31 protein-coding genes and 1 pseudogene are annotated in these 26,238 nt (G+C 67.5%); 17 read left to right on the forward strand and 15 right to left on the reverse strand.

From position 1 onward, the window contains the following. Positions 1 to 206: 206 nt before the first annotated feature. The 5 genes from OG587_RS43510 to OG587_RS43530 all read right to left on the reverse strand — a co-directional run bounded on the left by OG587_RS43510 (position 207) and on the right by OG587_RS43530 (position 2,949). The gene (locus OG587_RS43510; RefSeq protein ID WP_329084711.1) at positions 207 to 986 is read right to left on the reverse strand and encodes a helix-turn-helix domain-containing protein; all 780 of its coding nucleotides are present in this window, start codon (positions 984 to 986) and stop codon (positions 207 to 209) included. Positions 987 to 1,001: 15 nt separating this feature from the next. Beyond that, on the reverse strand, positions 1,002 to 1,487 hold the full coding sequence (locus tag OG587_RS43515) for a DUF6879 family protein (RefSeq protein WP_329084712.1): 486 nt from the start codon (positions 1,485 to 1,487) through the stop codon (positions 1,002 to 1,004). Positions 1,488 to 1,491: 4 nt separating this feature from the next. Beyond that, entirely contained in the window at positions 1,492 to 1,731 is a 240-nt protein-coding gene (locus OG587_RS43520) for a hypothetical protein (RefSeq protein ID WP_329084713.1), read from the reverse strand. Positions 1,732 to 1,840: 109 nt separating this feature from the next. After that, positions 1,841 to 2,047, reverse strand: coding sequence for a DUF397 domain-containing protein (locus OG587_RS43525; protein ID WP_329084714.1), 207 nt, complete (start codon positions 2,045 to 2,047; stop codon positions 1,841 to 1,843). Then, positions 2,038 to 2,949 carry a helix-turn-helix domain-containing protein gene (locus OG587_RS43530; RefSeq protein WP_329084715.1) on the reverse strand — a complete coding sequence of 304 codons (912 nt, stop codon included), beginning with the start codon at positions 2,947 to 2,949 and terminating at the stop codon, positions 2,038 to 2,040. The genes OG587_RS43525 and OG587_RS43530 overlap by 10 nt, the downstream gene beginning before the upstream one ends. A gap of 205 nt (positions 2,950 to 3,154) precedes the next feature. Here OG587_RS43530 and OG587_RS43535 point away from each other — a divergent pair, with 205 nt between their 5' ends. After that, a complete protein-coding gene (locus OG587_RS43535; RefSeq protein WP_329084716.1) occupies positions 3,155 to 3,445 on the forward strand; it encodes a hypothetical protein in 291 nt (96 codons plus the stop codon). Further along, positions 3,385 to 3,927: an ATP-binding protein gene (locus OG587_RS43540; RefSeq protein ID WP_329084717.1), complete on the forward strand. Its 543-nt coding sequence runs from the start codon at positions 3,385 to 3,387 to the stop codon at positions 3,925 to 3,927. The genes OG587_RS43535 and OG587_RS43540 overlap by 61 nt, the downstream gene beginning before the upstream one ends. 85 nt (positions 3,928 to 4,012) lie before the next feature. On the opposite strand, the gene OG587_RS43545 is transcribed toward OG587_RS43540, so the two are convergent. The 5 genes from OG587_RS43545 to OG587_RS43565 all read right to left on the reverse strand — a co-directional run bounded on the left by OG587_RS43545 (position 4,013) and on the right by OG587_RS43565 (position 8,348). Next, on the reverse strand, positions 4,013 to 4,612 hold the full coding sequence (locus tag OG587_RS43545; RefSeq protein WP_329084718.1) for a hypothetical protein: 600 nt from the start codon (positions 4,610 to 4,612) through the stop codon (positions 4,013 to 4,015). A 184-nt stretch (positions 4,613 to 4,796) separates the two neighbouring features. Continuing rightward, the gene (locus OG587_RS43550) at positions 4,797 to 5,600 is read right to left on the reverse strand and encodes an ABC transporter permease (RefSeq protein WP_329084719.1); all 804 of its coding nucleotides are present in this window, start codon (positions 5,598 to 5,600) and stop codon (positions 4,797 to 4,799) included. 9 nt (positions 5,601 to 5,609) lie between these two features. Further along, entirely contained in the window at positions 5,610 to 6,371 is a 762-nt protein-coding gene (locus OG587_RS43555) for an ABC transporter permease (protein WP_329084720.1), read from the reverse strand. A gap of 12 nt (positions 6,372 to 6,383) precedes the next feature. After that, positions 6,384 to 7,361 carry an ABC transporter ATP-binding protein gene (locus tag OG587_RS43560; RefSeq protein ID WP_329084721.1) on the reverse strand — a complete coding sequence of 326 codons (978 nt, stop codon included), beginning with the start codon at positions 7,359 to 7,361 and terminating at the stop codon, positions 6,384 to 6,386. A gap of 531 nt (positions 7,362 to 7,892) precedes the next feature. After that, positions 7,893 to 8,348, reverse strand: coding sequence for a YncE family protein (locus OG587_RS43565; RefSeq protein ID WP_329084722.1), 456 nt, complete (start codon positions 8,346 to 8,348; stop codon positions 7,893 to 7,895). Positions 8,349 to 8,635: 287 nt separating this feature from the next. Here OG587_RS43565 and OG587_RS43570 point away from each other — a divergent pair, with 287 nt between their 5' ends. The 9 genes from OG587_RS43570 (at position 8,636) to OG587_RS43610 (ending at position 17,271) form a co-directional block, all read left to right on the forward strand. Then, complete coding sequence (locus OG587_RS43570; protein WP_329084723.1) at positions 8,636 to 9,352, forward strand: arsenate reductase/protein-tyrosine-phosphatase family protein; 717 nt, start codon at positions 8,636 to 8,638, stop codon at positions 9,350 to 9,352. 101 nt (positions 9,353 to 9,453) lie between these two features. Then, positions 9,454 to 9,762 (forward strand): ATP-binding cassette domain-containing protein, encoded by a 309-nt coding sequence (locus OG587_RS43575; protein ID WP_329084724.1) that lies wholly within the window; start codon positions 9,454 to 9,456, stop codon positions 9,760 to 9,762. Continuing rightward, positions 9,759 to 10,238, forward strand: a complete 480-nt coding sequence (locus tag OG587_RS43580; protein ID WP_329084725.1) for an HIT family protein — start codon at positions 9,759 to 9,761, stop codon at positions 10,236 to 10,238. Before OG587_RS43575 ends, OG587_RS43580 begins: the two co-directional genes overlap by 4 nt. Positions 10,239 to 10,565: 327 nt before the next feature. After that, positions 10,566 to 11,747 (forward strand): chromate efflux transporter, encoded by a 1,182-nt coding sequence (chrA, locus tag OG587_RS43585; RefSeq protein ID WP_329084726.1) that lies wholly within the window; start codon positions 10,566 to 10,568, stop codon positions 11,745 to 11,747. A 486-nt stretch (positions 11,748 to 12,233) separates the two neighbouring features. Next, complete coding sequence (locus tag OG587_RS43590; RefSeq protein ID WP_329084727.1) at positions 12,234 to 13,403, forward strand: multicopper oxidase family protein; 1,170 nt, start codon at positions 12,234 to 12,236, stop codon at positions 13,401 to 13,403. Between the two features lie 60 nt (positions 13,404 to 13,463). Further along, the gene (locus tag OG587_RS43595; protein ID WP_329084728.1) at positions 13,464 to 13,916 is read left to right on the forward strand and encodes a hypothetical protein; all 453 of its coding nucleotides are present in this window, start codon (positions 13,464 to 13,466) and stop codon (positions 13,914 to 13,916) included. Next, a complete protein-coding gene (locus OG587_RS43600; RefSeq protein WP_329084729.1) occupies positions 13,913 to 14,938 on the forward strand; it encodes an IS3 family transposase in 1,026 nt (341 codons plus the stop codon). Before OG587_RS43595 ends, OG587_RS43600 begins: the two co-directional genes overlap by 4 nt. A 3-nt stretch (positions 14,939 to 14,941) precedes the next feature. Further along, complete coding sequence (locus tag OG587_RS43605; RefSeq protein ID WP_329084730.1) at positions 14,942 to 15,262, forward strand: multicopper oxidase domain-containing protein; 321 nt, start codon at positions 14,942 to 14,944, stop codon at positions 15,260 to 15,262. Between the two features lie 665 nt (positions 15,263 to 15,927). Next, positions 15,928 to 17,271, forward strand: coding sequence for a condensation domain-containing protein (locus OG587_RS43610; protein ID WP_329084731.1), 1,344 nt, complete (start codon positions 15,928 to 15,930; stop codon positions 17,269 to 17,271). A gap of 304 nt (positions 17,272 to 17,575) precedes the next feature. Here OG587_RS43610 and OG587_RS43615 read toward each other — a convergent pair whose 3' ends face one another. Both OG587_RS43615 and OG587_RS43620 read right to left on the reverse strand, forming a co-directional pair. Next, on the reverse strand, positions 17,576 to 18,466 hold the full coding sequence (locus OG587_RS43615; RefSeq protein ID WP_329084732.1) for an NAD(P)-dependent oxidoreductase: 891 nt from the start codon (positions 18,464 to 18,466) through the stop codon (positions 17,576 to 17,578). 13 nt (positions 18,467 to 18,479) lie between these two features. Next, positions 18,480 to 19,481, reverse strand: a complete 1,002-nt coding sequence (locus tag OG587_RS43620; protein ID WP_329084733.1) for an NAD(P)-dependent oxidoreductase — start codon at positions 19,479 to 19,481, stop codon at positions 18,480 to 18,482. 183 nt (positions 19,482 to 19,664) lie between these two features. Between OG587_RS43620 and OG587_RS43625 the strand changes: the two genes are divergently transcribed. Beyond that, a complete protein-coding gene (locus tag OG587_RS43625; protein WP_329084734.1) occupies positions 19,665 to 20,000 on the forward strand; it encodes a winged helix-turn-helix transcriptional regulator in 336 nt (111 codons plus the stop codon). 833 nt (positions 20,001 to 20,833) lie between these two features. Here OG587_RS43625 and OG587_RS43630 read toward each other — a convergent pair. After that, positions 20,834 to 21,394: pseudogene (locus tag OG587_RS43630) on the reverse strand (alpha/beta fold hydrolase); the annotation flags it as partial. A 463-nt stretch (positions 21,395 to 21,857) separates the two neighbouring features. Next, positions 21,858 to 23,198, reverse strand: a complete 1,341-nt coding sequence (locus tag OG587_RS43635; protein WP_329084735.1) for an OmpA family protein — start codon at positions 23,196 to 23,198, stop codon at positions 21,858 to 21,860. A 73-nt stretch (positions 23,199 to 23,271) separates the two neighbouring features. Here OG587_RS43635 and OG587_RS43640 point away from each other — a divergent pair, with 73 nt between their 5' ends. Continuing rightward, complete coding sequence (locus OG587_RS43640) at positions 23,272 to 23,415, forward strand: hypothetical protein (RefSeq protein ID WP_329084736.1); 144 nt, start codon at positions 23,272 to 23,274, stop codon at positions 23,413 to 23,415. Positions 23,416 to 23,536: 121 nt separating this feature from the next. Here OG587_RS43640 and OG587_RS43645 read toward each other — a convergent pair whose 3' ends face one another. Further along, a complete protein-coding gene (locus OG587_RS43645; RefSeq protein WP_329084737.1) occupies positions 23,537 to 23,809 on the reverse strand; it encodes a hypothetical protein in 273 nt (90 codons plus the stop codon). A gap of 224 nt (positions 23,810 to 24,033) precedes the next feature. Between OG587_RS43645 and OG587_RS43650 the strand changes: the two genes are divergently transcribed. The 4 genes from OG587_RS43650 (at position 24,034) to OG587_RS43665 (ending at position 26,226) form a co-directional block, all read left to right on the forward strand. Then, positions 24,034 to 24,759: a hypothetical protein gene (locus tag OG587_RS43650; protein WP_329084738.1), complete on the forward strand. Its 726-nt coding sequence runs from the start codon at positions 24,034 to 24,036 to the stop codon at positions 24,757 to 24,759. A 22-nt stretch (positions 24,760 to 24,781) separates the two neighbouring features. Next, positions 24,782 to 25,105 (forward strand): hypothetical protein, encoded by a 324-nt coding sequence (locus OG587_RS43655; RefSeq protein WP_329084739.1) that lies wholly within the window; start codon positions 24,782 to 24,784, stop codon positions 25,103 to 25,105. Between the two features lie 9 nt (positions 25,106 to 25,114). Further along, complete coding sequence (locus OG587_RS43660) at positions 25,115 to 25,579, forward strand: hypothetical protein (protein ID WP_329084740.1); 465 nt, start codon at positions 25,115 to 25,117, stop codon at positions 25,577 to 25,579. A 110-nt stretch (positions 25,580 to 25,689) separates the two neighbouring features. Further along, positions 25,690 to 26,226 carry a GNAT family N-acetyltransferase gene (locus OG587_RS43665; RefSeq protein ID WP_329084741.1) on the forward strand — a complete coding sequence of 179 codons (537 nt, stop codon included), beginning with the start codon at positions 25,690 to 25,692 and terminating at the stop codon, positions 26,224 to 26,226. The last annotated feature ends 12 nt before the right edge of the window (positions 26,227 to 26,238 follow it).

Below are 26,238 nucleotides of genomic sequence, written 5' to 3' on the forward strand. Positions count from 1 at the left end.
CGCTTGGGCCGCGGTGTCCTCCGAGGACAGCAAGACCAGGTAGCGACCGGGACTCCGCTGCCATCTTTCCGGTCATGTGTCAGACGTTAGAAGCGGGCGTTTCCCGCACTCAACAAGTGTGCGGGAACTTGCGCCGATTCAGTCCAATCCCTCGATGGCAGCGGTGATGAGGCTGCGCGCACTGGCACCATAAACGGCAATACCAGCTAACTCTGCGAATCCCTTGACATACTGTGATATTTCATCTGGCTGAGTGATATTAACGCCGCAGATAGCAACTCAACCTGTACGAGTGTTTCATCGAAAATGTTGTAGGCCTCGACAGGCCACATACGGCGCGGCGCGGTGAACGGGATCACCCCGAGAGACACGGACGGCAAGGACGTGACGGCCAGCAGATGTCGAAGCTGCTCGGCCATGACCTTCGCGTCGCCGACACGGCAGCGGAGCACCCACTCCTCCATCAGCACGGCGAAGCGGTGATCACCTTGATGGAGGACGCGCGAGCGAGCAGTCCTCGCGGCCACGGCGTCCTCCACGTCGTTGGGGACACCACGGAAGGCGGAGATGGATGACAGCAGCGCGCCCGCATAGCCCGGCGTCTGGAGCAATCCGGGTATCACATTGGAGCAGTAGACGCGGAAGTGCCGGGTGCCTTCGTAGAGAGGCACCTTGGACTCCTGGAGCCGGCGAAGCCCCGACTTCTGGAGCCGCCCCCACTCCACGTACATCGAGTCGGCGGTCCGAGAGGCGGCTATCAGATCCGCCGCCTGGTCCTCAGCTCCGCATGCCCCGCACCACGCCCTGATATCGCCGGCGGAAGGGGCCACACGAGCATGTTCGATCCGGGAGGATTTCGACTCGTGCCAGCCCGCCTCCTTCGCGATGGCGCGAGCGCTCAGTCCAGCGTCAAGACGGATCTCCCGCAGTCGTTGAGCGACCCTCTGACGAGCCTGCTGGGCGCTGGAGGACGGCGAGATGCCCACGATGCCGGACTGTAGTCAGACGAGCCGGTAGTCGGCGTGGTCGACAGCCCGTTCCCAGACCGCGTCGAACGCGGAGAGACATAACTTGATCACAGCGGGCTCGTCGGTCAGCTCCTCGCCGAGATAGTGCCCATCTCCGGAGAAGAAGCCGAAGCGCACAAGGTGATCGTCGAACACCCAGTAGTCGTTCCCCGGCAGCGCCAGGTCCGATGCCAGCCGCCGGGGCAACCACCGCACCTTCTCACCGGCGGTGATGTTCATCGAATCGGTGACGGAATGCTCGAAACGAATGTAGTCGGCCACCGGCTCCGAGACGATTCGCGCCCGGCGCACCCGCACACCTCGACCAACGGCCTGGCCGATCAGGTGATGCCACTGACTCTCCCGCTCCGTACGGTCGAAGGCCGGGCCCCCCTGCCACGCGATGAACGAAGGATCGTCCGGAACGTAGGTGTCACGCATCTCCAGGTGCACGGCGGAGTGCCGCGCACCAGCGATCATCTCGTCAAACGTCAGCGGCCTTGTCACCACATGCCTCCGTCAGGAAGTGCGCCATCCGTCGCGGGATTCGGATGACCTTCTCATGATCCGGGATCGGGCCGCGCTCCGACACCTGTGCCAGCTCGGCGGGGTCGGTGACCTCCCACCCTTGAATCACGAGGCTGCCGTCGGTCTCGTCGACCCAGACCGACGGACAGTTGTTGCCGTCCGTACCGGGGTCGATGCCGATGAACCGTAGCGTCACGATGGTCTCCCATACCGGAGGCGCGTGTTAACTGACGACTTGATGGGCTTGGCCATGGCCAAGGGCTTCGGTCCGCAGAGCAAGGTGAGTTGTCGGGCTTTCCGAGTGATCAGATCAGCCGGTCGAAGTCTCCCACCTTCACGCCGCTGACGAAGGACCGCCACTGGGCGGGAGTGAAGAGCAGGCTGGGGCCGTGAGGGTCCTTACTGTCACGGACCGCCACCACACCGGACACATTGGCAGCGACCTCCACACACTGCCCACCATTCGAACCGGAACGCGATGACTTCCGCCACGCAGCGGCACTCAAGTCCATTCTTCCTTCACTTCCTCGATCATTTTGAGGGACATATGGTCAGGATAAGCCCATCGCCGTATCGCTTCATAGCGGTTCCATATTGAGGTCACAAGTCTAGGGTCAGCCGAAACCTGTCCCTCAGCTGGGGAATCCGCGTGAATAGTGTCCGGCTGCCCATTAGGGAGCTCTGCGATCATGAAAGCACCCAGCAAGCCCATCAGGCATCGCTGGTCAACGAGTTGGATGGAGATGTTGGGGCGCTGAGCGGTCTCCAGCAGATGATCGAGTTGTTCGCGCATTATTTCGGCGTCACCCACCGGACGGCGTAGCACTCCCATGTCGATGAGAGCCAGGAACAGGGGAGGGTCATCCTTGTCGAGGATCTTCCGACGCAGCGCACGGGCTTGGACACGCTCGTCCACCTGTTGAGAGGTCATCCGAGGTTCTTGGCTGAGCACTTGACGCGCGTAGGACTCAGTCTGCAAAAGGCCGGGGATGAGCAGCGGATCCCAGGAGCGCATGACGAGGGCGAAGGGTTCGACCTCCTCGGTCCAACTCATGAACCAGATCGGGCCACCGGGGCGGGCGACGACGTGTTGACGCAGATCCGTGAAGTAAGTACTGCCGTTGGAGCCGAAGAGCAGGTCCAGTCGCTCGGCGTCGGACTTCGACGGGGTGCGGCTGCCACCTTCCAGGCGGCTCACCTGGGTCTGGGTGCAGCCGAGGCGTGAGGCCACGGCGGTCTGGGAGAGCTGCGCGGCCTCGCGCAGGCGGCGCATCTCGGTGGCGAAGCGCGCGGGGGGGATCCGGGGTCCAGGGGGACCTCGTCGCTCATCGCATTCCTCCCGAATTAGAGAAAAACGGATTTTTGCCTTATCGGCTATTCCAGACCCGGGTATAGGGAAACCCCTACCCGTCATTCCAGGTCATCTTCCGAGGTGTCAATCCGGCCATGAATTCACCTGTCACATGGGCAATCTAAGCACACGCCCTCTCACTTCGACAGGACGAAAAAGAAAGCATCCCATCGCCTTTATACCGGAGACGAGACGAGTGATGAATGATCAGAACGGCGACCTTTCACGCCTCAATCGCGCTCGCCGGGGGCACTCGGAGGACAGGAGTGTGACGGCGGTCGAGCGGCACGAGCGATTCGTCCATCTGACCCGGCTTGGCTGGGATCTGCATCATCTCGGCGTGTGCACCTCGCTGGTCCTCCCGGTGGCGGGGCAGCCGATTCTGGAGATCCGTACGGCGACGGGCACGGCACTGGTCAGGATCACGGTCGTCCGGCGCTACTGCGGGTGGGCGTTCGTCTGGCGGCCCTGGTGGGCGCGGCTGTGGCAGCGCGGGGAATGGGTCTGGGCGGAGGCCGACAACGCGGCCGACATGATCGTGTCGGCGGTGACCGCGTGAGATCCGAGAGGGAGACCACGGGGAAGGAGGACAGCTGCCCTGGACATCAGGGTGACGGAACTTCAACGTCGCCGTGGGCGGACAGGCCACACAGCGCGTGGCGGAAGGTTTTTCCCGGCCGGGTCGAATCCGTGCCGGAGGCTCGGGCCTGGGCGCGTGACCTGCTGGCCGGTCGAGTCGAAGTTTCGGTGCTCGACGACGTGCTGCTCCTGCTGAGCGAGTTGGCCACGAACGCCGTGGCCCACTCCGACTCCGGGCGTGCGGCGGACGGGCGGATGACGGTGTACGTGGCCCGTCTTCCCGGTGCGGTTCACGTGGAGGTCATCGACGACGGGTCCGAAGCGAGCGCGCCCGCCGTGCGCGTGCCGGAGGCGGACGACGACGGCGGGCGGGGGCTGTGGCTGGTGGCCATGGTCGCGGCCGGATGGGGGTCGCACCGCGACGACGCGGGCGGATCGGTCTGGTTCCGGGTGGCGGATTAACCAGCGGTCTGGTTTCAGGTGGCGGGATAACCAGCGGCCCGGTTCCGGGTGAGCGGATGAGCCGGAGGTCCGGTTACGGAAGCGGTCAGTTGGCCCAGGTGGCGTTTTTCAGGATCGTGGACAGGCCAGGGGTGGCCCACTGGTCGACGACCAGGATCTTCGTCTTCGGCAGGTACCACTCGCGCTGGTTGAACGTCGACTTCTGCCCACCATCGGTGTACGAGACACACCGGCCGGGCCACACCCGGTAGTGCGCCTTGTGCGCCACCCCGATGTTCCGGTAGCCGACCACGATCGCCTTGCCGATGACCTGGCCGTACTTGGGGTTGGTCGGGCAGCGCTGCACGTCGGATGCCGGATAGAACGGGCTCTGGTCGGGGTTGTAGCGACCGAAGCCCTCGGCGCCGGTCTTGATGGCCTTCGGTCCCATGACCCAGAAGCTGTCGCATCTGGTCTGGAAGTAGCCTCCGTTGGGGCGGGCGCAGGCTCCGGTCACCACCCGGACCTGGTCGGCGGTCCCGTACACCCGCCAGGAGCTCGGGATCTCCAGGGTCAGCCCGCCGCGCAGGCGCAGCAGCGCGGTGGAGGACGCGGAGGACACAGCGGAGGTGGCGGACGCGGGGAGCTGGGCCGCCAGCACGACGGCTCCGGCGACGGCGGCCAGCGTGATCGTTCTTCTCATCATGGCGGCGATGCTATTGATCCACACTTGCGGTTGATTTGCAGGTTCCTTGCGTCCGGAAGGTCGGCGAGTGAGTGGACGGGCGTTGCGGTTGCTCGCGCGGTCCTTCCGCACCGCCGTACGCGACGAGGACGACGACGCCGCCGGGATCCTGAGCCGTTCCGTCGCCCCTTGGTGAAGGCGCCGTTCAGTGGAGCATGACGCGTGCCCACTGCCTCCGGGCCACTACGAGGCCCAGCGCCCCCATGACCAGGAGATAGACCACGCTCACGATCATGCCGGGCTCGATCTGGCCGAGGGCGCACCCCCGCAGCAGCTGGATGGCGTGGTAGAGCGGCAGCAGCTCCACGATGACCTGCACCACCCGGGGGTAGACGGTGACCGGGTAGAACGTCGTCGCGAAGAGGAACATCGGCAGCAGCACCAGCTGCACGTACTGGAAGTCGGACCATGCCCGGATGCGCGTCGTCACGGCCAGTCCCGCGCTCCCGAAGGCGAAGGCGACGAGCAGCGTACCGGTCGCCGCGACCAGGGCGTCCGGCCAGGAGACCAGCCCGAACACGGTGATCACGAGGAGGAACCCGATCGCGGTGACGAAGCCGCGCAGCACCGCCCACGCCACCTCGCCGACGACGATCCCGGTGAGGGACACGGGGGTGAACAGGATCGCCTGGTAGTACCGCTCGTGGGTGAACTTGACGAAGGCGCCCTCCATCGTCTCGTACAGGGCGCTGTTCATCACCGCCGTGGCGAGCAGGCCGGGCGCGACGAACGCGGCGTAGGTGACGTTCACCCCGTCGACGTCCCCGACGAGCTGCCCGATGCCGACGCCGATGGCCAGCAGGTACAGGATGGGCTCGAAGATCGAGTACATCGCCATGGTCCACGGGTTGCCCCCCGTGTGCACCCGGAGGTTGCGGAACACCAGGAAGTGCGCGCCACCCCAGCGGGGAACGGCGGACGGCACCCTGTTCTCCAAGTTCTGCAGCATGTCGACCCCTCAGACGTGGATGTGGCGCCGGTACGTGACCAGGGCCACCGCGATGCCCCCGGCCGTGAGCGCGGCCAGGTAGCCGACGTGGATCGCGGAGGTGAGCAGGGTGGCGGTGCCCAGGCTCAGGGTGCGGCACAGGTCGACGCCGTGCCACAGCGGCATGACGTACGCCAGCGGGCGCAGCCAGTCGGGGAGCGTCTCGATGCCGAAGAAGGTCCCGGAGAACAGGTACATCGGCATCAGCACGAACCGGAACACCGTGTTGAGGGTGCCGAACTTGTCGACGGTCACCGTCCACGCCGCCAGCGGGGCCGCGAAGGCCATGCCGGTCAGCAGGGCGGCGGGCACGGTGAGCACGGCCCACGGGGAGCGGGTGGCGCCGAAGGCGGCCATCACCACGGCGAAGGCCAGCGCGCTCGTCCCGATCCTGAACGCCATGAACAGCATGTGCCCGGCCATGATGTCGCGGGGCTCCAGCGGGGTCGCGGCGGCCACCAGGTAGCCCTTGCCCTGCCGCAGGGAGCTGTGGACCACGAACGCCGCCTCGATGTAGGCGTTCTGCATCGCCGCGGCGGCGAGCATCCCGGGGGCGAAGAACTCCAGGTACGTCAGGCCGCCCAGCGACGCGGGGTCCACCAGCTGTCCGAGCCCGGCGCCGATGGCGATCAGGAAGAGCAGCGGGTTCGCCACGCTGATGACGATGGTGCCCTTCCAGGTGCGGCGGTAGCGGAGCATCCACGATGAGAACTCGCGCAGGATCATGGGCATGCGTCGTCCGCCTCAGTCCGTCAGGGTCCGACCGGACAGACGCAGGAACACGTCCTCCAGCGTCGATCTCCGGACGAGGGCGGTGATCGGGGTCATCCGCGCGGCGGTGACCTCGGCCAGCGTCGCCTCACCCTCGTGCGTGTAGACCAGCACCCGGTCGGGCAGGACCTCCACCCGCTCCCCCTCACCGGGGCTGACCAGGTCGTGGAGCTTCTCGGCGGCCTGCTCGTGCTCGTCGATCCGGAACCTCAGTTCCAGGACCTCGCGCGTCGAGTGCCGGCGGATGAGCTCCTGAGGTGATCCCTCGTCCGCGATGAGCCCCTTGTCCATCACCACCAGGCGGTCGCACAGCTGCTCGGCCTCGTCCATGTAGTGGGTGGTGAGCAGCAGCGTCACCCCCTGCTGCTTCAGCCTGAACAGCCGGTCCCACAGCACGTGCCGCGCCTGCGGGTCGAGCCCGGTGGTCGGCTCGTCGAGCAGGAGGATGTCCGGCTCGTTGATCAGGGAGCGGGCGATCGTCAGCCGTCGCCGCATGCCGCCGGACAGCGCCCCCAGGGTCTCGCCCGCCTTCTCCTCCAGCTGCGCGAACTCCAGCAGGCGCTCCGTCCGCTCCCTGATCACGCGGCGGGACAGCCCGAAGTAGAGGCCGTACATCGTCAGGTTCTCGCGCACGGTGAGGTCGGGGTCCAGCACGTCGTCCTGCGGGACCACGCCCAGGCGCGCCCGGATTTTCCGGCCGTCGCGCGCAGGGTCCATGCCGAGGATTCGCAGGGTTCCGGCGGTGGCCGGGGAGACGCAGCCGAGCATGCGCATCGTCGAGGACTTTCCCGCCCCGTTGGGGCCGAGGAATCCGAACGCCTCTCCCCGGTCGACGTGGAAGTCGATCCCGGCCACGGCCTGGAACCCGGCACCCCGCCGGTCCCTGGGCGGGTACGTCTTCCTGAGCCCCTCCGCCCGGATCAGTGGTGTCACACTGTCGTCGCCTGCCATGGACACCTCGGACTCTCCAGCACGGTCAGTCGTGTTACCTATAGATCACGGGATCTTCAAGACATGATTTTGTAAGAGCTGGAGCAAGTTGCGCAATATATTTACCTGACAGACAGGACGCCACGCGGCGGGTCAGACGCCTCAGGGGTGGCACCCCGCGAGCGCCACCCGCGACATGCTTGGAGCGGACTGGGGGTCCGGTAGGAGCCGGAACGGTGAACCCGGGTTGGTGTCACATCCGTTGACAGGATCGTCGCGAGCCGGTGTTTCACCAGGCACAACGGGCGTGTTTCCGGAAGCTCTTCTCGGGTCCTACGTTGCGCCCTGGGACGCGTTTCCGGAAGCTGATGGCTGATCTACTTCCGGAATTGAGCAATTCCGGAAGTAGAGGAAAACGCTGGAGGCCGGATCGAAAGTGTCGCTCTGTGCTTTTCCGCCTCGCGTCCACCACAGGAAGACCAGCGGGGCCGGGTGGGTCACGGCGGCGGGCACCACCAGCCCTGGTGTCCGCCGCCGTGGCTTTGGGGGTGGTCAGTGTCTCAGGGTGAGTACCGAGACGCTGTGGGAGCCGGTGTTGGTGACATACAGGAAGGTGCCGGCGGGTCCGGAAGCGGTCCAGCGGGGGTCGTCGCCGACGGCGACCTCGCCCAGGACGGTGTTGGTGCGGGTGTCGAAGGTGGAGACGGTGTCGGAGCCGGCGTTGGCGACGTAGGCGTGGCGCCAGCCGGGGGTGAAGGCCACCGTGCGGGGGTTGAGGCCGACGCCGATGGTGGCCAGCACCACCGGCTGGGCCGGGCCGGTGGCACCGGTGGCGGATCCGCCGACAAGCGCGGCGGTCGAGGCGGTGATCGGCTGGTGGGGCGGGGCCGGTGCGGCGTGGGCGGCCGACGGGTGCAACAAGGCGGTGATGAGCAGCGCGAGGCCGGCTGCGAGGCGTGAAGGCAGCCGGGCTGCGCGGGGGTGGGCAGTGCTGCGCTCAGGCGACATGGTGGGGGAAGGTCCTTTCCAGGAGAGTCCGGTGCGCCGTCCAGGTGCTTGCTTCGGGTGAGGCGAGCGGACGGCGGCCGGGTGGTGCGGCCCCAGTGCAGTGCAGTGCGGTGCGGTGGAATCCGGCGGGCGGGGAGGGTGCGCGGCCCCGCAGGCGGTTGAGCCGGGGGTGGGGGTCAGGCGGTGGGGGCGCCAGTCGCTGTCTGCGTCGGCGGCGCCGGTTGGGCGCGGGTGCGGCGGCCCCGGGGGCGTTGACTCATGGAAACACGTCAGCCACTATTGACTCAATGGAAATTGAGACAAATGAGCGGCGGGGGCGGGCCGCCCTGCACCATGCCCTGGCCGACCCCGCGCGGCTGGCGATCGTCGACGCGCTACTGGTCGGCGACCTGTCGCCCGGGGAACTGGGCGCCGCCTTGGACCTGCCTTCCAACCTGCTGGCTCATCACCTGCGCGTGCTGCAGGACGCGGGGCTCATCACCCGCACCCGCTCCCACGCCGATCGCCGCCGCGCCTACCTGCAGCTGATCCCGGCGCCCCTGGAGGCTCTCAGCGCCACCACAACCGTCGCGGCGCCCCGGGTGGTGTTCGTGTGCACCCGCAACGGCGCTCGCTCACCGCTGGCCGCCGCGCTGTGGGCGGCCCGCAGCCGCATCCCGGTCACCTCCGCCGGAACCCACCCCGGCCCCCGTCTCAACCCGCGAGCCGTCAGCACCGCCCGCCGTCACGGCCTGCACCTGAGCCGCTCTCACACCGCCCACATCCACGACGTGCTCGACCCCGATGACCTGGTCGTCGCCGTCTGCGACAAGGCTTATGAGGAACTCGGCCCCGCCCCTCGGCGCGTGCACTGGTCGGTTCCCGACCCCGGGCCGATCGACACCGACGAGATCTTCGAAGACGTCTTGGCCCAGCTCGCCGAGCGCATCGACCGGCTGGCCGCCCTGACCGCCACCCCTGCTGCGCCGCCTAGGAGTGCCGACCCTCACCCGCTGGCGCCGTAGGGTCCGCCATGATCCGTGCGCGGCGAGTCTCACCACTTTCGCCAGGCGGTGCGCCACGGCGGCGTGCCGGCGCCGCTCTCACAGACAAGGACCCGTACGCCATGGATCCGATCTTGCACCTGCAGGACCTCCACCTGCGTGCCGGTGACCGGCTCATCGTCCGGGGGTTGCACCTGCGGGTCCGGCGCGGCCAGATCGCCGCTCTGACCGACCCGAGCGGCAGCGGCAAGACCGCTGTGCTGCGGGCGATCCTCGGCCAGGTCCCGGTGACGGCAGGACGCGTCCAGAACGACGGGGCGGCTATTCCTTTCAAGCCACAAACGCGGCAAACAACCATCAGCCACACCCCATCGCCCTGGGCATCCAGAGCGACTCACTCCAGACAAATCGATCTTAGGGAACAGCCATGACCGACAGCCCCGAAAGCCGCGCCTGCCCTTACTGTCACCTGGAGGAGGCCGGCCGGGACCCGATCGGCGGGTGGGTCCACCGCGACGAGCACTGGCTGGTTGGCCAGGGGCCCGCGGACACCACCATGCCCGGAGCCCTGAAGATCACCTCACGGCGGCACTTCGTCGACTTCGCCGAGATGACCCCGGCCGAGTCAACCTCCTTCGGCCTGCTGCTCACCCGGCTCGACACCGCGCTGCGCGCGAGCACCGACGCCGAACGCGTCCACCTGGTCTCCACCCGCGACCGCGTCCAGCACTTCCACGCCTGGTTGTATCCGCGCCCCGCCTCCCACTCCCTGCGCGGAACCGCGTTCCTCGACGCCCCCCAGCGCAGCGACCCCGCCGACGCCGAACGCACCGCCCGCGCCGTCCGCGACCGCCTTGGCGCGAGCGCACCCGAACACCGCCACGCCCACGAACCGTCCGCGCGTTGATCCACCGCACAGGCCGAACGCCGCCCCCAGAGCCCGGCTCGCACAACCCTGCGACCGGCAAAGCACCCGAGCACGAAACGCGCCGGAGCGCTCGCATGAAAGCTCACCGGCCGATGCGCCGCGTCGGTGAGGAACGCTTTGACACCCCCACAGGCACATGACACTTCCTGTCTCATCTCTGAGATCGTTTCTGGCCGCCCAGGTATCGACCTACCAAGGTCACCGTCGTTCACGGCCGCGCTCTTCCTGTTTCACCGCGGTCGGCCCGGCGTTCAGCGCGGTCGTGGACAATGCGCGATTCGGTACACGCCGCACTGGAGGCCATCGATGAACGAATCCGACGACGACGCCCGCGGCGAGCGCGGCGGGCGGCCGGTGCACGCGCTTGGCGAGGTCGTCGGGGTCTTCCTGAAACTCGGCGTGATCGGGTTCGGCGGCCCGGCCGCGCACATCGCGATGATGCGCGAGGAACTGGTGCGCCGGCGCGGCTGGCTCTCCGATGAGCGTTTCGTCGACCTGATGGGCGCCGTCAACCTCATCCCCGGCCCCAACTCCACCGAACTGGCCATCCACCTGGGTTATGACCGGGCCCGCTGGAAGGGCCTGATCGCCGCCGGGGTGTGCTTCATCCTGCCCGCCTTCGCCATCGTGCTCGCCCTGGCCTGGGCCTATGTCCGCTACGACCGGACCCCGGCCGTCGAAGGGCTGCTGTACGGGATCAAACCGGTGGTGGTGGCCATCGTGATCTGGGCCCTGATCGCACTGCTCAAGACCGCGATCAAGGGCCCACTGACCGCGCTCGTCGCCGCAGCGGCACTGGCGCTGTACCTGCTGGGGGTCAACGAGCTGCTCGTGCTGGCCGCAGGCGGGCTGATGGTGATGGCGGTACGCACCAAAAACAGCTGGTCGCCGCATCGCGGTTCCCCCGCCCTGCTGCTGGTGCCGCTGCTGGGCGGGCCGCGTTTTCCCGACCCCACCGGCGGCCAGCTCACCCAGCTGTTCCTGACCTTCCTGAAGATCGGCGCGGTGCTGTACGGCAGCGGCTACGTCCTGCTGGCCTTCTTGGAAGGCGACTTCGTACAACGGCTCGGTTGGATCACCCGCGACCAGTTGCTGGACGCGGTCTCCATCGGCCAGGTCACCCCGGGGCCGGTGTTCACCACCGCCACTTTCCTCGGCTACGTCATCGCCGGCTTGCCCGGCGCGGTGCTGGCCACCGTCGCCATCTTCGTCCCGTCGTTCGTGTTCGTCGGCCTGCTGACCCGCATCATCGACCGGATCCGCGACCGCGTCTGGTCCTCGGCGTTCCTGGACGGCGTCAACGCCACCGCGCTGGCCCTGATGGCCGGAGTCACCCTGCAACTAGCCGGCGAGGCCTTCGTCGACCCGCTCACCGTGGCGCTGGCCGCGCTCGCGTTGCTGTTGCAGTGGCGCACCCGGCTCAACACCGCCTGGTACATCGCCGTCGCGGCCGTGATCGGCCTGGCCCGCGTGCTGATCATCGGATAGCCGCCGGGGGGGCGCCGTACCCGCTCATCCGACACTCCCGCCGACCTACCGATCCGCCGCTCCCCCCTCCGCTTGACCGGCCGCCACCGCCGAGATCATCGCCACCGACGTCACCTCATCGAGCATCACACTGCACATCCCCCGGCAACGCGACGACGACGGCGGCCACACGACCAGAAGGGCTCAGGGTTCGAACCGATAGCTACTCCATGCCGTGACCAGACGGGCCGGGCACACAGGGGCCCTCCGCTTGCGGCGCAGGTAGCGAGCCTCCTTGACGGCTTCCGGCCGGAGAACCTCCGTGTCCGCCACCAGCTCACCGTGAGGAGATCCAGCGGGAAGCAAGGATGGCGCGGCGAGCTGTGCCTTAGCGCGAGATGCACAGCCGTTGACCTTGGCCAACCTTGACAAGAAGATACAGGTCAGCTCAGCACAGGGCGGTCTGTGACGGGGTATGCACCAGGGCGTCCGCGTCCGAGGAGCGCCATGTCTGTGTCCAGACTCATCACCTTGTCAGCCTTGGTGCTCGCCGCGCTGAGCGGCTGCGGCACCACCGCGATGACGGGCAAACAGAGCACTGGTATCGCGCCTGCCAGTCCCGACGTGCCGGTCTCGCTCACCCAGCCGGAGTTCCGCCAGCCGCGCGAGTTGTCGAGTCGCGACGGTCGCCTGCACGTGCGGCTGGTCGTGGAGCAACGCGTGGTACAGCTCGCGGGCCAAAACGTCCGGGCGTTGACCTACAACGGTGACTACATGCCGCCGACGCTGCGCCTGTTTCCCGGGGACCGGCTCGACCTGGACCTGGTGAACCGGCTGGGGGAGCACACCAACCTGCACACGCACGGCTGGCACGTCTCACCCCAAGACAGCTCCGACAACATCTACCTGCACATCATGCCGGGCCAGACCTATCACTACACCTACCGGCTGCCCAAGGACCTGGCCCCGGGCACCTACTGGTACCACTCCCACGCGCACCCGATCTCCGAGCCGCAGGTGTTCGCCGGGCTGTCGGGCGCGATCGTGATCGAAGGGCTGAACCGGTATCTCCCGCCTGTCCTCCATCGCACCGCAGAGCTGCTCATCGCGCTGAAGGACTTCCAGGTGCACAAAGGGGCCATACCGACGGCGAACATCGACAGCAACGCTCCGACCAACCGCACCGTGAACGGGCTCCTCAACCCGATCATCCACATCCGACCCGGCGAGACGCAGATGTGGCGGCTGGCCAACATCGGGGCGAACATCGCCTACCACGTCCAGCTTCCCGGCGTGCGCTTCCACGTCATCGCCCAGGACGCCAACCCCGTCGCCAGGGTCTGGGGCACCGACACGTTACTCATGCCCCCGGGCAGCCGGTGGGACGTGCTCGTGCAGGGACCGCCGGCCGGCCGTACCCGTTTGGTGACCCTGCCCTACAGCACCGGCAAGGACGGCGACTCCTACCCCGAGGCGACCCTGGCCACCCTGGTGTCCGGGGGACGCGCCGTGACACCCGCACGCCTGCCCACGACCTTCGCCGCCCGGTACTTCGACGACCTGAGGAAGGATCCCATCGCTCAGCGGCGGGTCATCACCTTCTCCGAAAACACCCGCACCAACCAGTTCTTCATCAACGGCAAGCTGTTCGATCCCCTCCCTGTCAGACTGGTGTGACACAAAAGGACAAACTAACCTTGCATGGCATGAGTAGGGCGAGAACTGGATGTTTCTGACGTGACGTTGAGCTTGACCGACCTGGAGCCCGAGCCGGGAGATGATGTCCAGGTGAGCAGCTCCAAGAAGCCCTCGGGCGGCGGCCGGCCCAAGCGCCGGACGTTCACCGCGGACTACAAGCTGCGGATCTTGGAGGAGTACGACCGGCTGCTGGCCGACGGCGAGCCCGGCGCCTCGGGCGCGCTTCTGCGCCGGGAAAAGCTACTGACCTCGCACATCACCGAATGGCGCAAAGCTCGCAAGAACGGCGCATTGGAGGCACTGACCCCGAAGGTCCGCAAACCGTCGAAGTCGGCCGCCGAGGTCGAGAACGAGAAGCTGCGCGCGCAGAACGAGAGACTCACCAAAAAACTGGCGACGACGGAAGCCGCGCTGGAGATCATGGGAAAAGCACACGCGCTCTTGGAAATGCTCTCCGAGAGCGCGGATTCCGACACGAAACCACGGAAGTGATCGACGGGGCGTTCACCGAACTCGAGCCCTTGACTTCCACGAAATACGCCTGCGATATTACCGGGAAATCCCGGTCGACCGTGCACCGATCACGTAACCCCCGGCCGGGACCTCCCGTGGCGCGGCCGCGTCCGGCCCATCCGGCGAAACTGTCGCGAGAAGAGGCGCACGAGGTGATCGAGACGCTGAACTCGCGGCGGTTCATCGACAAGGCACCTGCCCAGGTGTGGGCGGTCCTGCTGGACGAGGGCACCTACCTGTGCAGCATCTCCACCATGTACCGGCTGCTGCGTGCCGAGGGCATGACCGGCGACCGGCGCGCCCAGGCCACCCACCCCGCCAAGGTCAAACCCGAACTCGTCGCCGATGGCCCCGGCCAGGTCTGGTCGTGGGACATAACAAAATTGAAAGGACCCGAAAAGGGGGTCGTCTACAACCTGTACGTGATGATCGATATCTACTCGCGGTACGTCGTGCACTGGGAGACCTGGCCCGCCGAGAACGCCCACCTCGCAAAACGGTTCATCAAGAATGCCATCGAGCGGAACGGCGGATCGACGCCGAAGACGATCCATTCCGACCGGGGTACCCCGATGACATCGAAAACCGTCGGCCAGCTCCTCACCGACTTGAAGATCGACCAGTCACATTCCCGGCCGAAGGTATCGAACGATAATCCCTATTCGGAGGCGAACTTCCGGACGTTGAAGTACTGCCCGGCGTTTCCCGGACGCTTCGGGTCCATCCAGGACGCCCGCCAGTTCTGCCGGCGGTTCTTCACCTATTACAACAACGAGCACCGGCATTCGGGGATCGCTCTGCACACGCCGGCCTCGGTCCACCACGACACCGTCGGCCAGGTCCAGACCGAGCGCGCCCGGGTCCTGGCCGCCGCCTACGCCGCCAACCCCGAGCGGTTCCGACGCATGCCCACCCCGCCCCGACTACCCGAACGTGCCTGGATCAACCAGCCAGAAGCCAAGATCGAAACGGAGCAATCAGCACAGAACGCTGCAGCCTGACCTGTGTCACCCAGTTTGACAGGCACCGATCCGAACCGGATCGACGTGCGGGCGAGGCTGAACACCACCGAGGAGTGGCGGGTACGCAACCTTGCCAACGAGCAGCACACCTTCCACGTGCACGTCAACGACTTCCAGGTGATCAGTGTGAACGGCAGGCCGTACCACGCCCGCAACTGGCAGGACACAGTACAACTCCCCGCACACGGCGAAGTGGTGATGAGGACGAGGTTCAGGGATTTCGTCGGCAAGTACCCGCTGCACTGCCACATCCTCAACCACGAGGATCGCGGCATGATGGCCAACATCGAGGTCGTCCGCTAGGCGATGTCTGACAAATGATCACGACGGGTGCGGTTAGATGATCGTTCGTGGTGCGAGGAGGCGAACTGACCGGCAAGGCCTGGCAGCGGATCAAGCCCCCTGCTGCCCGCGACGGACGGCAGGGGACGTCCCGGACTCCGCGGCCCCACGGCCAGGACCGCGCGGGATACTCCCGCGAAGAGGGACGGGGCACGAAGCCCGGCGATGCCCCCCTCCGGCCGCGCCTCAGCCCGATGTGCCCTTCCCAGCCTCCGCCGGAGCGCCTCGAAGAGCGGGGCGGCGTGGGGTTCCGGACAGAATCGTGGCGCCCCTAAAGAGCTTGCAGGCTTTTCTTCATTTATTTCCGATTAAAGCGCATATTGTGCATCCAGGGCACGCGTCCTACGATCGCAGCCAGTGCGAGGAAAGGAAGCCGGAGACACCCGCGAGCGGGGTTTGTGACTAAAAATCTGACCGTCTGACCGGCACGGTCTGTCATGAATAGCCGGAGGCCGTCGCACCCGCCCCTCATTCAAGAGTTCTGCACTGTCTTCACAGTTAATAACACGTTAATTACGTCTTATGTGCAAGAAGGACGGACAATGTGCACGTCTCACCCTGTCAAGACGTTCGCGTTTCACCGGGTCACGGTGGCCTTTCACGCGCCGCACGGGGACCGGGGGCCCTTGACCTGGGGGCAGACGGCGATCTGGGAGGTGCTGCGCTGGCTCCCGCCGGGGGACGCCTCGCTGAACCTGCTCGCCGGATGCGAGGTCGAGCCCGGCCGCGACCTCGACGACGTGCTCGCCGCCGTCCGCGCGCTCGTCGAACGCCACGACGCCCTGCACACGCTGTTCCCCCGCGATGACCGTGACGAGGGGAAACCCGTCCAGGTGGTCGTGCGCTCGGGTGAGCTGGAGGTCGCCGTCCACGAGACGGGGGCGCGGAGCCCCGCCAACGTGGCGGCGTACGCCGGGGCGAGGCTACGTGACGTGCCGTTCGACGTCGGCGGGGAGCTTCCGCTGCGGGTCGCGGTGGTGACCAGGCAGGGCGTCCCGGTCCGGGTGATCCTGGCGATGAGCCACCTGGCGGTCGACGGGTGGAGCGCGAAAATCGTCTGCGACGACCTGAGGACACTCCTGTCGGCTCCGTCCGCCCTCGGCCCCCCTGCGGAGCAGCCCTTGGTACGCGCCGCCTACGAGGCGTCGGAACGTGCCAGGCAGCGGGAGCGGCGGGCCTTCGACTACTGGGCCGGGGCCGTGCGCGAGCTGCCGCGCGTCTGGCTGGAGGACCTCAGGCAGGGCGGCGAGGCCAGGCAGGGCTGGTCGGAGATCCGCTCCCGCGCTCTCTCGCGGGCGGTCCACGCGCTGGCCGCCCGCGCGGGCGTCACCCCCGGCATGGTGCTCCAGGCCACCGTCGCGCTGCTTCTCGGCCTGTACAAGGGCGAGGACGACGTCGCCCTGCGGCTCATCGTGTCCACCCGCTTCAAACCCGAGACGCGACGCTTCGTGGGAGCCTTCAACCAGAACGCGCTGCTGCGGCTCCGCCTGCGCCACGAGTCGTTCTCCGGCTTCCTGTCCCACGCCGGAAGGGCCGCGCTCGCGGCGTACAGCACCTGCGAGTACGACCCCGTCCGGCTTGAGGAACTCGTCGCCCGCGTCACCGCCGAACGCGGCATCGGCACGGACGGCTACTGCTTCTACAACGACATCAGGTTCGACGCCCCGGCCGCGCCCGCCGGGCGCCACCTGTCCCCGCCGGAGTACCACGCCCTGCTGGACGAGACAGAGCTGGTGGAACCGTCCCACGACACCGACCAGAAGGGCGCGACGTTCTTCCTGTACGTCCACGAGCTGTCCGAGCGCGCGGTGCTCACCCTGTGCGCCGACCGGCGGTTCCTGGGACCGAGGGGACCCGCCGACTTCCTTCTGGACCTGGAGTGGCTGGCCGTCGAGGCGCTCCACACGGATGCCGGGCCGCTCCGGCTCGCCGAGGCGCTGGCGGGACGGGCGAACCGGCACCCGGGGTGACCGCGAGCGCGTCGAGCATCCCCGCCCGGCGATCTCCCGGACCCGGCGATCCCCCGATCGTCTCCGGGGCCGGGGCCGGACGGAAAGTCACCGGTCGCGGTCACGATGCCGGTACGAGTCCTCCGGGCACCTCCGCGAGGCACGAGAGACCACCGGTCACGGTTCCGGTACGGGCCCTCCGGGTGCCTACGCCGCCGGCCAAGATGCCGGTGCAGGCTTTCCATGCACCTCCAGGCGTAAAAGGCTGCCGGTCAGGGTGCCGGTACGGGCCTTCCGGATACCTTCAGGCGCGAAAAACCGCCGGTCAGGGTGCCGGTACGGGCCTTCCGAGCACCTCCGCCAGGCGTGAGAAGCTGTCGCCGCCCTGACCGGCGTCGATCGCCCGCCGGGCGACGGCCTGGGCGGCGCTCAGCACCCCGGCGTCGATGCCCTGGTCCTGGGCCGCGTGGATGATGTGCTCCATTCCGGCGGCGGCCGACAGGATGGTGGACTCGTCGCCCGGGTGACTGCCGCTGTCGACGTGCCGCGCGAACTCGTCGATGAGATCGGGCAGCAGAGCGCCGATCCCCTTGGCGAGCGGGGCGAGGTCCGTGGCCGTGATGTTCTCGGCGGCGGCCAGGGCGAAGGCGTGGACGAGACCGCTCATGGACGTCCAGAAGAAGTCGAGCAGGGCCACGTCGTGCGCCGCAGCCCTCCCGGGGTCCGCGCCCAGGTACGCGGAGGTACCGCCCAGGCTCGCCAGCGCCCGCCGATGGGTCTGGTAGACCTCTTCCGATCCGCTGTACAGGACGACGGCCGCCGGTCCCCCGATGGTCGGCGTCGGGGTCATGATGGCGCCGTCGAGATAGTCGATGCCCCGCTCGGCGGCCCACGCGGCCATCCGGCGTGCGCGTTCCGGCGTGTCGGCGGTGAGGTTGACCAGGGTACGGCCCTTCAGCGCGTCGGCGGCGGGGTCGACGATCGCCTGCGCGGCGTCGTAGTCGATCACGCAGGCGATCGTCAGCGGGCTCGCCGCGACCGCGTCGGCGACCGTGTCCGCGCGGGTCGCCCCTCGGGCGACGAGGGCGTCGCCCCTGGCGGCCGTGCGGTTCCACACGGTCGTGGAGTGGCCTTTCCCGAGGAAGGCCCCGGCCAGCGCCTGGCCCATCGGTCCCAGGCCGAGAACCGTCACCGGTGCGGGAGAGTCGTGGGTCATTTCCTTCTCCGATTCACGTCGTTCGATCCGGCGTCCGGGACCCCGCAGGGTCCGTGCGGAGCAGGTCGATCAGGGCTGAGATATCGCCTTCGCCCAGATTCGCGGCGACGCCCCGGTGGAGCAGCGTCCCCATGGGCTCCAGCAGCTCGGCGCTGACGCCCTGCTCCCCGCTGGCGTCCAGCAGGTTGACGAAAGCCTCCGCCTGCATCCTCAGGTTCGAGGCGGCGGCGGAGTGGTCGTTCGCGTCGTACGCCTTCGCCATCCCGGGAAGACTGGTGATCATGGCGTTGAGCCACGAGACCACCAGCGGCGTGAACTCCGTCGCCGGGACCTTCTCGGAACCGACCATGGCGATGGCGTGGAAGAAACCGCCGAACATGCCGTACATCGCGCTGAGCAGCGCGATGTCGTACAGCGACGCCCGGCCCGCGTCCTCGCCCAGGTAGCTGACGGCGCCCGTCGCCGACAGGGTCCGCTCGTGGGCGGTGAACGCCTCGGGCGATCCGCTGCAGAGGATGAGCGATCCGGGGGTCCCGATCATGGGGGGCACCGCCATGATGCCGCCGTCCAGGTAGTCCGCTCCCCGCTCGGACGCCCAGCGGGCCAGCTCGCGTGCCTGGCGGGGCGTGCCGTTGGTGAGATTCACCAGGGTCCGGCCCGACAGGAGGCCGGCCACGGTGCCCTGCGTGCCGGAAGTGCCGGAGCCGTCGGGGGTTCCGGACGTGCCGGGTGCTTCGGGGGTTCCGGGGGTGTCGAGGACGTCCGCGAGGTCCGCGAGGTCGGAGGCGCCGGGCGCGCCGAGGACCTCGCGCACCGCGTCGTAGTCCAGCACGCAGACCACGACGATCGGGCTCGCCGCGATCGCCTCGGCGACGGTGGCCGCCTCGGTCGCGCCCCGCTCCGTGAGCTCTCCGCCCTTACCGGCGGTACGGTTCCAGACGGTCGTGGGATGGCCGTTGTCCAGGAAGGCCCCGGCCAGCGCCCTTCCCATCGCTCCCAGACCGATGACTGTCACCGGCGAACGGTCGTCGGTATTCATTTATCCCCCATGTTTCATACGGTGTCGGCATGCGAAGGTCCCGGTCCCGGATCCCTTCGGACCCTGGCTGGGACGATTCGATGCTGGCGTGCCGCTGAAGTTTCCTCAAGTACCTACTATTTAGTCAGATACCAACCTTTTTGTAAGTATGGGAGTGGGATGAAGAAGCAGACCTACTCGTGTGGGCTCGACGCCGCCGTCGACGTCGTGGGCGGCAAGTGGAAGGCGCTGATCCTGTGGGCCCTCCACTACAAGGCCCTCCGGTTCGGAGAGCTGAGCCGGAGCGTGTCGGGCATCAGCGAGAAGATGCTGATCCAGCAGCTCAGGGAGATGGAGTCGTACGGCCTGGTGCACCGCGAGGTCTATCACCAGGTTCCGCCGAAGGTGGAATACTCGCTGACCGAGTTCGGCCACTCGCTCAACACCGCGCTCATCCCGCTCGGCGACTGGGGCGAGCTCCACATGGAGACCATCAAGGCACTCCCCCGCCCCTGAGCCTCCGTTGAGCCTCCGTCCCAGTCCCTGAGCGCCCGTCGAGCGGTGCCCGGGAGCTTGTCAGCGTCCCAGGAGCCCGTCAGTGCCCGGGACGCCGACGGGCACCGGCTCGCGACGAGCGCGAATCCGACTCGCCGCTCTGTCTCGCCGTTTCGTTCCGTCGTTCCGTCGTTCCGTTGTTTCGTCTCGCCGTTTCGTCTCACCGGGAGAGCCCGGCCCCGGACGGGACGGGAGGTTCGGCGTGCACCAGCAGGTCGCTGAGAACCTCGCCGAGGATCTCCACGCCGTTGCGGGTCAGCACCGACGCGGGGTGGAACTGCACCGAGACGAAGCCGGGGCCGCGCAGCGCGTGGACCTCGTCGCCCGACGCCGAGCAGCGGCGGAAGCGCGCGGGCCGGCAGCGGCGCCGGCGGGTTGGGGGCCTTGGCCGCCCACGGCGAACACGCGATCCAGGCGTTTTCCCGCATGCCGGAGAAGTTCGGCGACACCTCGACCGAGCGCCGCACCGCCGCACGGTAGGCGCGGTAGCCGTCGTAGCGGAACCCATCGGCGCAGTTCACCGCGAGCATGGCGGTCACCCGCCGCGCCATGCCGCGGCCCTGCGGGTCAAAACCGGACGCGTCGCCCTTCGAGGCGCTCGCAATGGCCTTGGCCAACGTGGGCCAGTCCGCCGTGCTGTCGATCATGCCGTAGGCCAGGAACTTGAGGTCGTCACCGTCGTAGCGGCGCTCACCGGCGGACGCGGCACCGGGCAGGGGATGACGCTCGGCCCGCCGCACGACGTCCTGCCAGGTCTTTTCCACGTCGGTCCCGTGCGGCGCGCAGTCGGAGGAGTCGGCGCACCAGCGGACGAAGCGCTTGAAACCCGCCTCCAGGCCCTTGTACTGCAGCCGCTCCGACTCCGCGAGCGGGGATACGTGGTTGGGCACACTGTCCACCACCATCGCGCGCAGCCGCTGCGGGAACAGCCGCGCGTAGGAGGCCCCGAGCACGCCGCCGTAGGAGTTGCCGAAATAGGAGATCTTCTCCTCACCCAGGGCGGCGCGGATGGCGTCCATGTCGCGTGCCTGGGTGGCGGAGTCCATGTGGGCGAACAACTCGGGCACGGCGTCCCGGCAGGGAGCGATCCCGGCGGCGTTCGCCTTGAGTGCCTGGTCGTACTCGCGCCTGTTGTCCGGAGTGGCGAACACGGGGCCGGCCGCGCAGGACGCCAGCGGGATGTGCTCGCCGCTCACCCCGCCGCGCGGGTTCCAAGTGACGACGTTCATCCGGGTACGCAGACCGGCGAAGTGGGACAGTGCCCGGGACAGCTCCCGAACGCCGGCGCCGCCGGGACCTCCGGGGCTGAACAGGACGGTGCCCGCGGCCTCGCCGGTCGCCGACGTCCTGGCCACGGTGAGGGTGATCGTCTTCCCCTCGGGCTTCGACCAGTCGACGGGAACGGCCAGTTTGGCGCACTGCAACTCGGCCGAGACATCCCCTCCGCATGCGGACCATGTGAGAGACGACGCCGGTGCCCCGCTGGACGAGGCGGAGACGGCTGGAGCGTACGCTCCGCGTCACCACCAGGGGCAAGGCAAGCAAGACTGATCTTGGCCAGGTCATCGAATCCTCCGACAAGATGGTGCGGCGAGCGCCGCGGATGACCTCACAGGCTAGGCAGGCGAACCTCCCGCCACATCTGCCAGAGGGCATACATCCGACCGTGTGCCTCATGCCCCCGTCGATTTCCTGATCCCCGCCCTTCCCGAAGGGCGTGGGCCCGCCGCCGTCGCGGGCAGCGTCAGTGGCTGCTCCAGGAGCGGTGATGTCGGCGACGATCGCCTGGCGGCGCTCGGCGTTGAACTGCCCCTGCCGTTACTGGATGGAAACGTGGAGGTCGCGGAACGGGCCGATCTTGACCTTGAGGGTGTCGGCGGTATCGGGCAGGGCGAAGAGGTTCCAGAACTCGCGGGTCTGGCCAGGCGCGAACTTCTCGGTGCTGATGCGGACGCCGGAGACGTCTGTGCATGCGCAGTAGAAGTCCACGCCGTCGTCGGTGGGGACCTCTAAGCGGCCGGGCAGGTACTGGCGGCGGGCGGCGACGTCGGTCACGCGGACGTTGCTTGCGGCCTGGTACTTGTACGCCTCCCAGTCCTGAGCGTGGTGAAGGTCGGTGAACCAGGTCTCGGCCGACCCTTCATTGGTGATCTTGTAGGTGAGCAGGCCGAGGCCGCCGGGCAGTCGGCGCAGGCCGGCGACCTCCATGGCGATGGGCTGGCCGTCCGCCCTGGTGGTGCCGGTCAGGCCGGTCGCGCCGGGAGAAGTCGTGGCCACCGGTTCCCGGGTAGCGGGCTGAGGTTTGGGGAAGGTCACCGTGACACGGCGGTTGCGGCGCCTGCCCTCATCGCTGTCGTTGTTGTACAGCGGGCGGCGCGAGCCGTACCCCTCGGTCTGGAAGCGGACTCCGTCCCTGGATAGCAGCGCCGACAGGGCGCGCTGTACCGCCTGGGCGCGGTGCAGCGACAAAGGGTCGTTGATGGCGTCGTTGCCGGAGGAGTCGGCGTGGCCCGCCACCGTCACCACTGTGCCGGGGGAGGCGTCGATGAGCTTGGCCGTACGGGCCATGATCGACTTGGCTTTGGGGGTGAGGGTGGCCTTGTCCACCGCGAATAGCACGTCGGAGGAGAGGTTGACCTGCAGATCCTTGCCGTCGTCGGCGGTCTCCTCTGATTTGTCCAAGGATTCGGAGGGGAGGATGAGGCGGCGGGTAACCAGGGTGACGGTGTCGGCATCGGGGTCGGGAAAGTCACCGGTCGGAGCTTCGTCGCTGATGGGCACATTGAGCATCGGCGGGCCCACGGGGGTGATGACGGTGGTCGTCGCAGGGTTGCCCGACGGTGCGGGCAGCACCGCGTAGACGGTGATCGACTGGCCAGGGTCGATAAAGCGGCCGAGGCCGTCGCGGTCCCGGTCGCTGCACAGGCAGGGGGAGCCGGCGGGTTTGTACGGCAGAAGCCAGGTGCGGGCCTGCGCGTCGAGGACGCCGATGCCGGAGGCCCACTTGATCTCGCCGAGGGGGCGGGTGCGGTCGCCCATCTCGCCGGCCCAGGACAGGTGCTTCTCGGTGCCGGTGTTGGACAGGCGCATCTGGGCGATGAGGTGCTTGCCCTTGACGCGGTTGAGGCCGACGACCTCGACCTTGAGGTTCTCGGTCATGGTACTGCGGGTTTCGGCCAGGGCCGGCCGGGTGTCTTGACCCGATGCCGTGGCGGTGACGGGCGGGGCGCCGGTGGCTGGGGCACTCGACGCCGGCGCGGTGGTGGCGGGCGGTGGCGCGGCTTCCTTCATCGGCAGCACCCCGCACCCGGCCGCGGCCAACGTGAGTACGGTGGTTAGGGCCAGGCTACGGTGGGGCATGGGGGAGATCGAGTGATGTCCGAAACGACAGAGCTTGATCATGGTCCTCAACTGCGGTTGATGGGGTCGGTCGCGAGCGGACCGGGACTGGCGCAGCACCTTGCTCGCCTCCCGTACCTCCGCGCGAGTCTTCGTCTTCATCGAGCTGCGGTGTGGTCCCGGCTCAAGGACCCGACGGGCCCGCGAGGCGGTGCGCCGGGCGAGTGCCCGTCGCCGGCGGATGCCATCTCGCTGCGGCGGGCGGCCGAGACGGCCAGGGCCGCCGGCAGTGCGGTCACGACCACCGTTGCGGCGAGTGCGGTCCACGTGGCCGCGTCTGGGTGAACCAGCGACTGGCCGCGCATCGCCTGCCACGTCGTGATGGCGAACAGCGAGGTGTAGCCCAGGATGACGACCCCGGTCAGCCGCACGCAAACATCGTATCCAACCTGTGCGAAATGCTGTCATGTACAGGTTAGAGAGCCCAAAAAGTGAACTAGTACGTCAAGAATTGGACTAGTGCACTTTCCGCAACCGATGCTATCGTCGTCGACGATCATGAGGTGGCCTCGTCGCTCATCACGATCTTGGATGTGATCGCTCGCGAGGTGATGCCGGGATCAACGCGGCTTCAGGGTTGGGGGCACGAGTTCGGGTGCGCGGCATCGGCGAGTCGGAACACATCCGAGCGGTCGTCACCGATGGGCAGTTGACATCGGTGACCTTGAACCCGCGGTCGTTGCTCCTCACTCCGGAGAAGCTGGCCGTTCACGTCCTGGTGGCCGTGAACGCCGCCTTGGACGACTTCTTCGCTCGGTCCGCTGGACCGGATCCCCTTCCGGCAATCGATCCGCTGGCTGTAGCCCGGCAGATGCGGGAACTCCGTGACGAGATCGGTGTGCGGATGAGGGCCATCACGAACTCGATGCAGGCGAGCGCGGACAAACTCCGGCAAGAGGCGGAAGTGGCCTCCGATGTGCCGACCTTGGACTTACGGCATGCGTTCGACCAGGTGGCCGACCTCTTGGAGACCATCGGTGACGTGCCCGACGGCGAGGCGGGGGTACCGCTGGGCGAAGGGTTCGCCGCCCGGGGCATGGTCCGGGCGACCTGTGGGCCCGGGCCGAGGCTCACGGCTGTGATGATCGACCAGCGGTCGATGCGCACGACGCCGGAGTTGAGCGGATACCTGGTGAAGGCGCTCAACCACGCCATGGACGAGTTCGCGGCGAAGCTACGCGAGCATCGTAGAGCCGCAGGTGCCGACCCTGACCTGATCGAGGCGCGGATCCACGAACTTCAGGAATCGGGGATCGCTCAGATGCGGTCGTTCGGGGAAAGGCTGAGTTCGTTCATGGAAAGCGTGCGGCCCCATGAGTGAAGGCGATGGGGCAGGAAAGCGCATGGAAGACGAACTGGAACTTGACTACGCGCAATGCCGCCGATCGGGTGAGGGCTTGGCCAACACCCACGCACAGGCGTCGGCGCAGATCCAGACGTTCTTTGAGGAAGTGAAATCCTACGGCCAGCCGTGGGGAATGAACAATGCCGTCGGTCAAGCGATCGGCATGTGCTACGACATGGCATTCGGGCTGATCAACGACTGCTTTCAGAGCAATCTGGATGACTATACCGGCTACCCGGAGGGCCTGCAGTTCATGACCGCCGACTACAGGTCAGCCGAAGCGGAGTCCGTTGCCGTCATCGACAAGAGCGTGAAGGTGTAGTGACGACTAATGGGTCTTGAGCGCCCCCATGGGGAACTGGCTGTTCTTGAGGATTTCCTGGGTTGTGTTTTCCCGGACGGCGACGAGAACGCCTGCATGACCTTGGGCAGGGCCCACGATCTACAGGCCGATCGGCTCCACGAGCCGCTGACCGACGGGGATGGCCACGTGCGGGCTCTTACCGCCACCAGCCGAGGAGAGGGCATCACCGCCTTCACCCAGGCCTTCTCTCATCCGGTAGGGGCGGGCAACAACCTCAGGGACGCCACCACGGGAATCCGCGTTGCCGGTCTGGGGCTTCATGCCGGCGCGCAACTCGTGCTCGCGCACAAGGGGCTCACGCTGTACTACTACGGCTTGGCCGCCGCTGCGCTCGCGTCTGGAGGGACCATGGCCGCGCCCGCCGTCCAGAGGGTCTTCCGGATCGCTATCGACAGGATGACCAACACCGCGGCCAACGCCGTCCTGACCTGACCTCATGTCGCCTGTCCGCGTCGGCGGAGTGAATCCCAACGGGTGAGCGTCGTTACCGAATGTCCATGATTCTAGGCTCTCTCTTCAAGGCCATCCCAAGGTTTCTGCGTGTGCCCGCCAAGGCGGGTGAACGCGCCATGACCGGTGTACGGATAAGCCCGGTACGGCCCGATGACGCGGCAGGCATATTGCGTGTCCACTTGGCCGCCTTTCAAGACACCTACTCCAAGGTGCCAGGGGTGGACGGCAAAGCTCTCGCCAGGTTCGTCAGAGATGACCTCGCGCCGCGCAAGAAGCTTGAATGGGAAACAAAGGCGCATGGCAAGGGCTTGTTCGTGGCTCGATCCGACCAGCAGGTCGTCGGGTTCTGTGAGGTGACGCGCGACAAAGCCGGGGCAACGCTCAGCGGCTTGTACATCCTGCCCAACAGCCAATCCCGCGGACTCGGACGGCAACTGATGGAAAGGGCCTTGAACGACCTTCCCCGCCCTGTGACCGTGACTCTTCATGTGGCACAGGACACGCCCGCGGTCGGGTTCTACAAGAAGTCCGGTTTCGAAGCCACCGAGGTCATCCCGACTCCGAAACCGCTACGCGATGCGGGTATCACTCTCCCTCTGATCGGTATGAAACTCGAACTACCGTAAGGCGACGTATGC

Origin of the sequence: Streptosporangium sp. NBC_01469 (genome assembly GCF_036227305.1) — a bacterium.
Taxonomy (GTDB): Bacteria; Actinomycetota; Actinomycetes; order Streptosporangiales; family Streptosporangiaceae; genus Streptosporangium.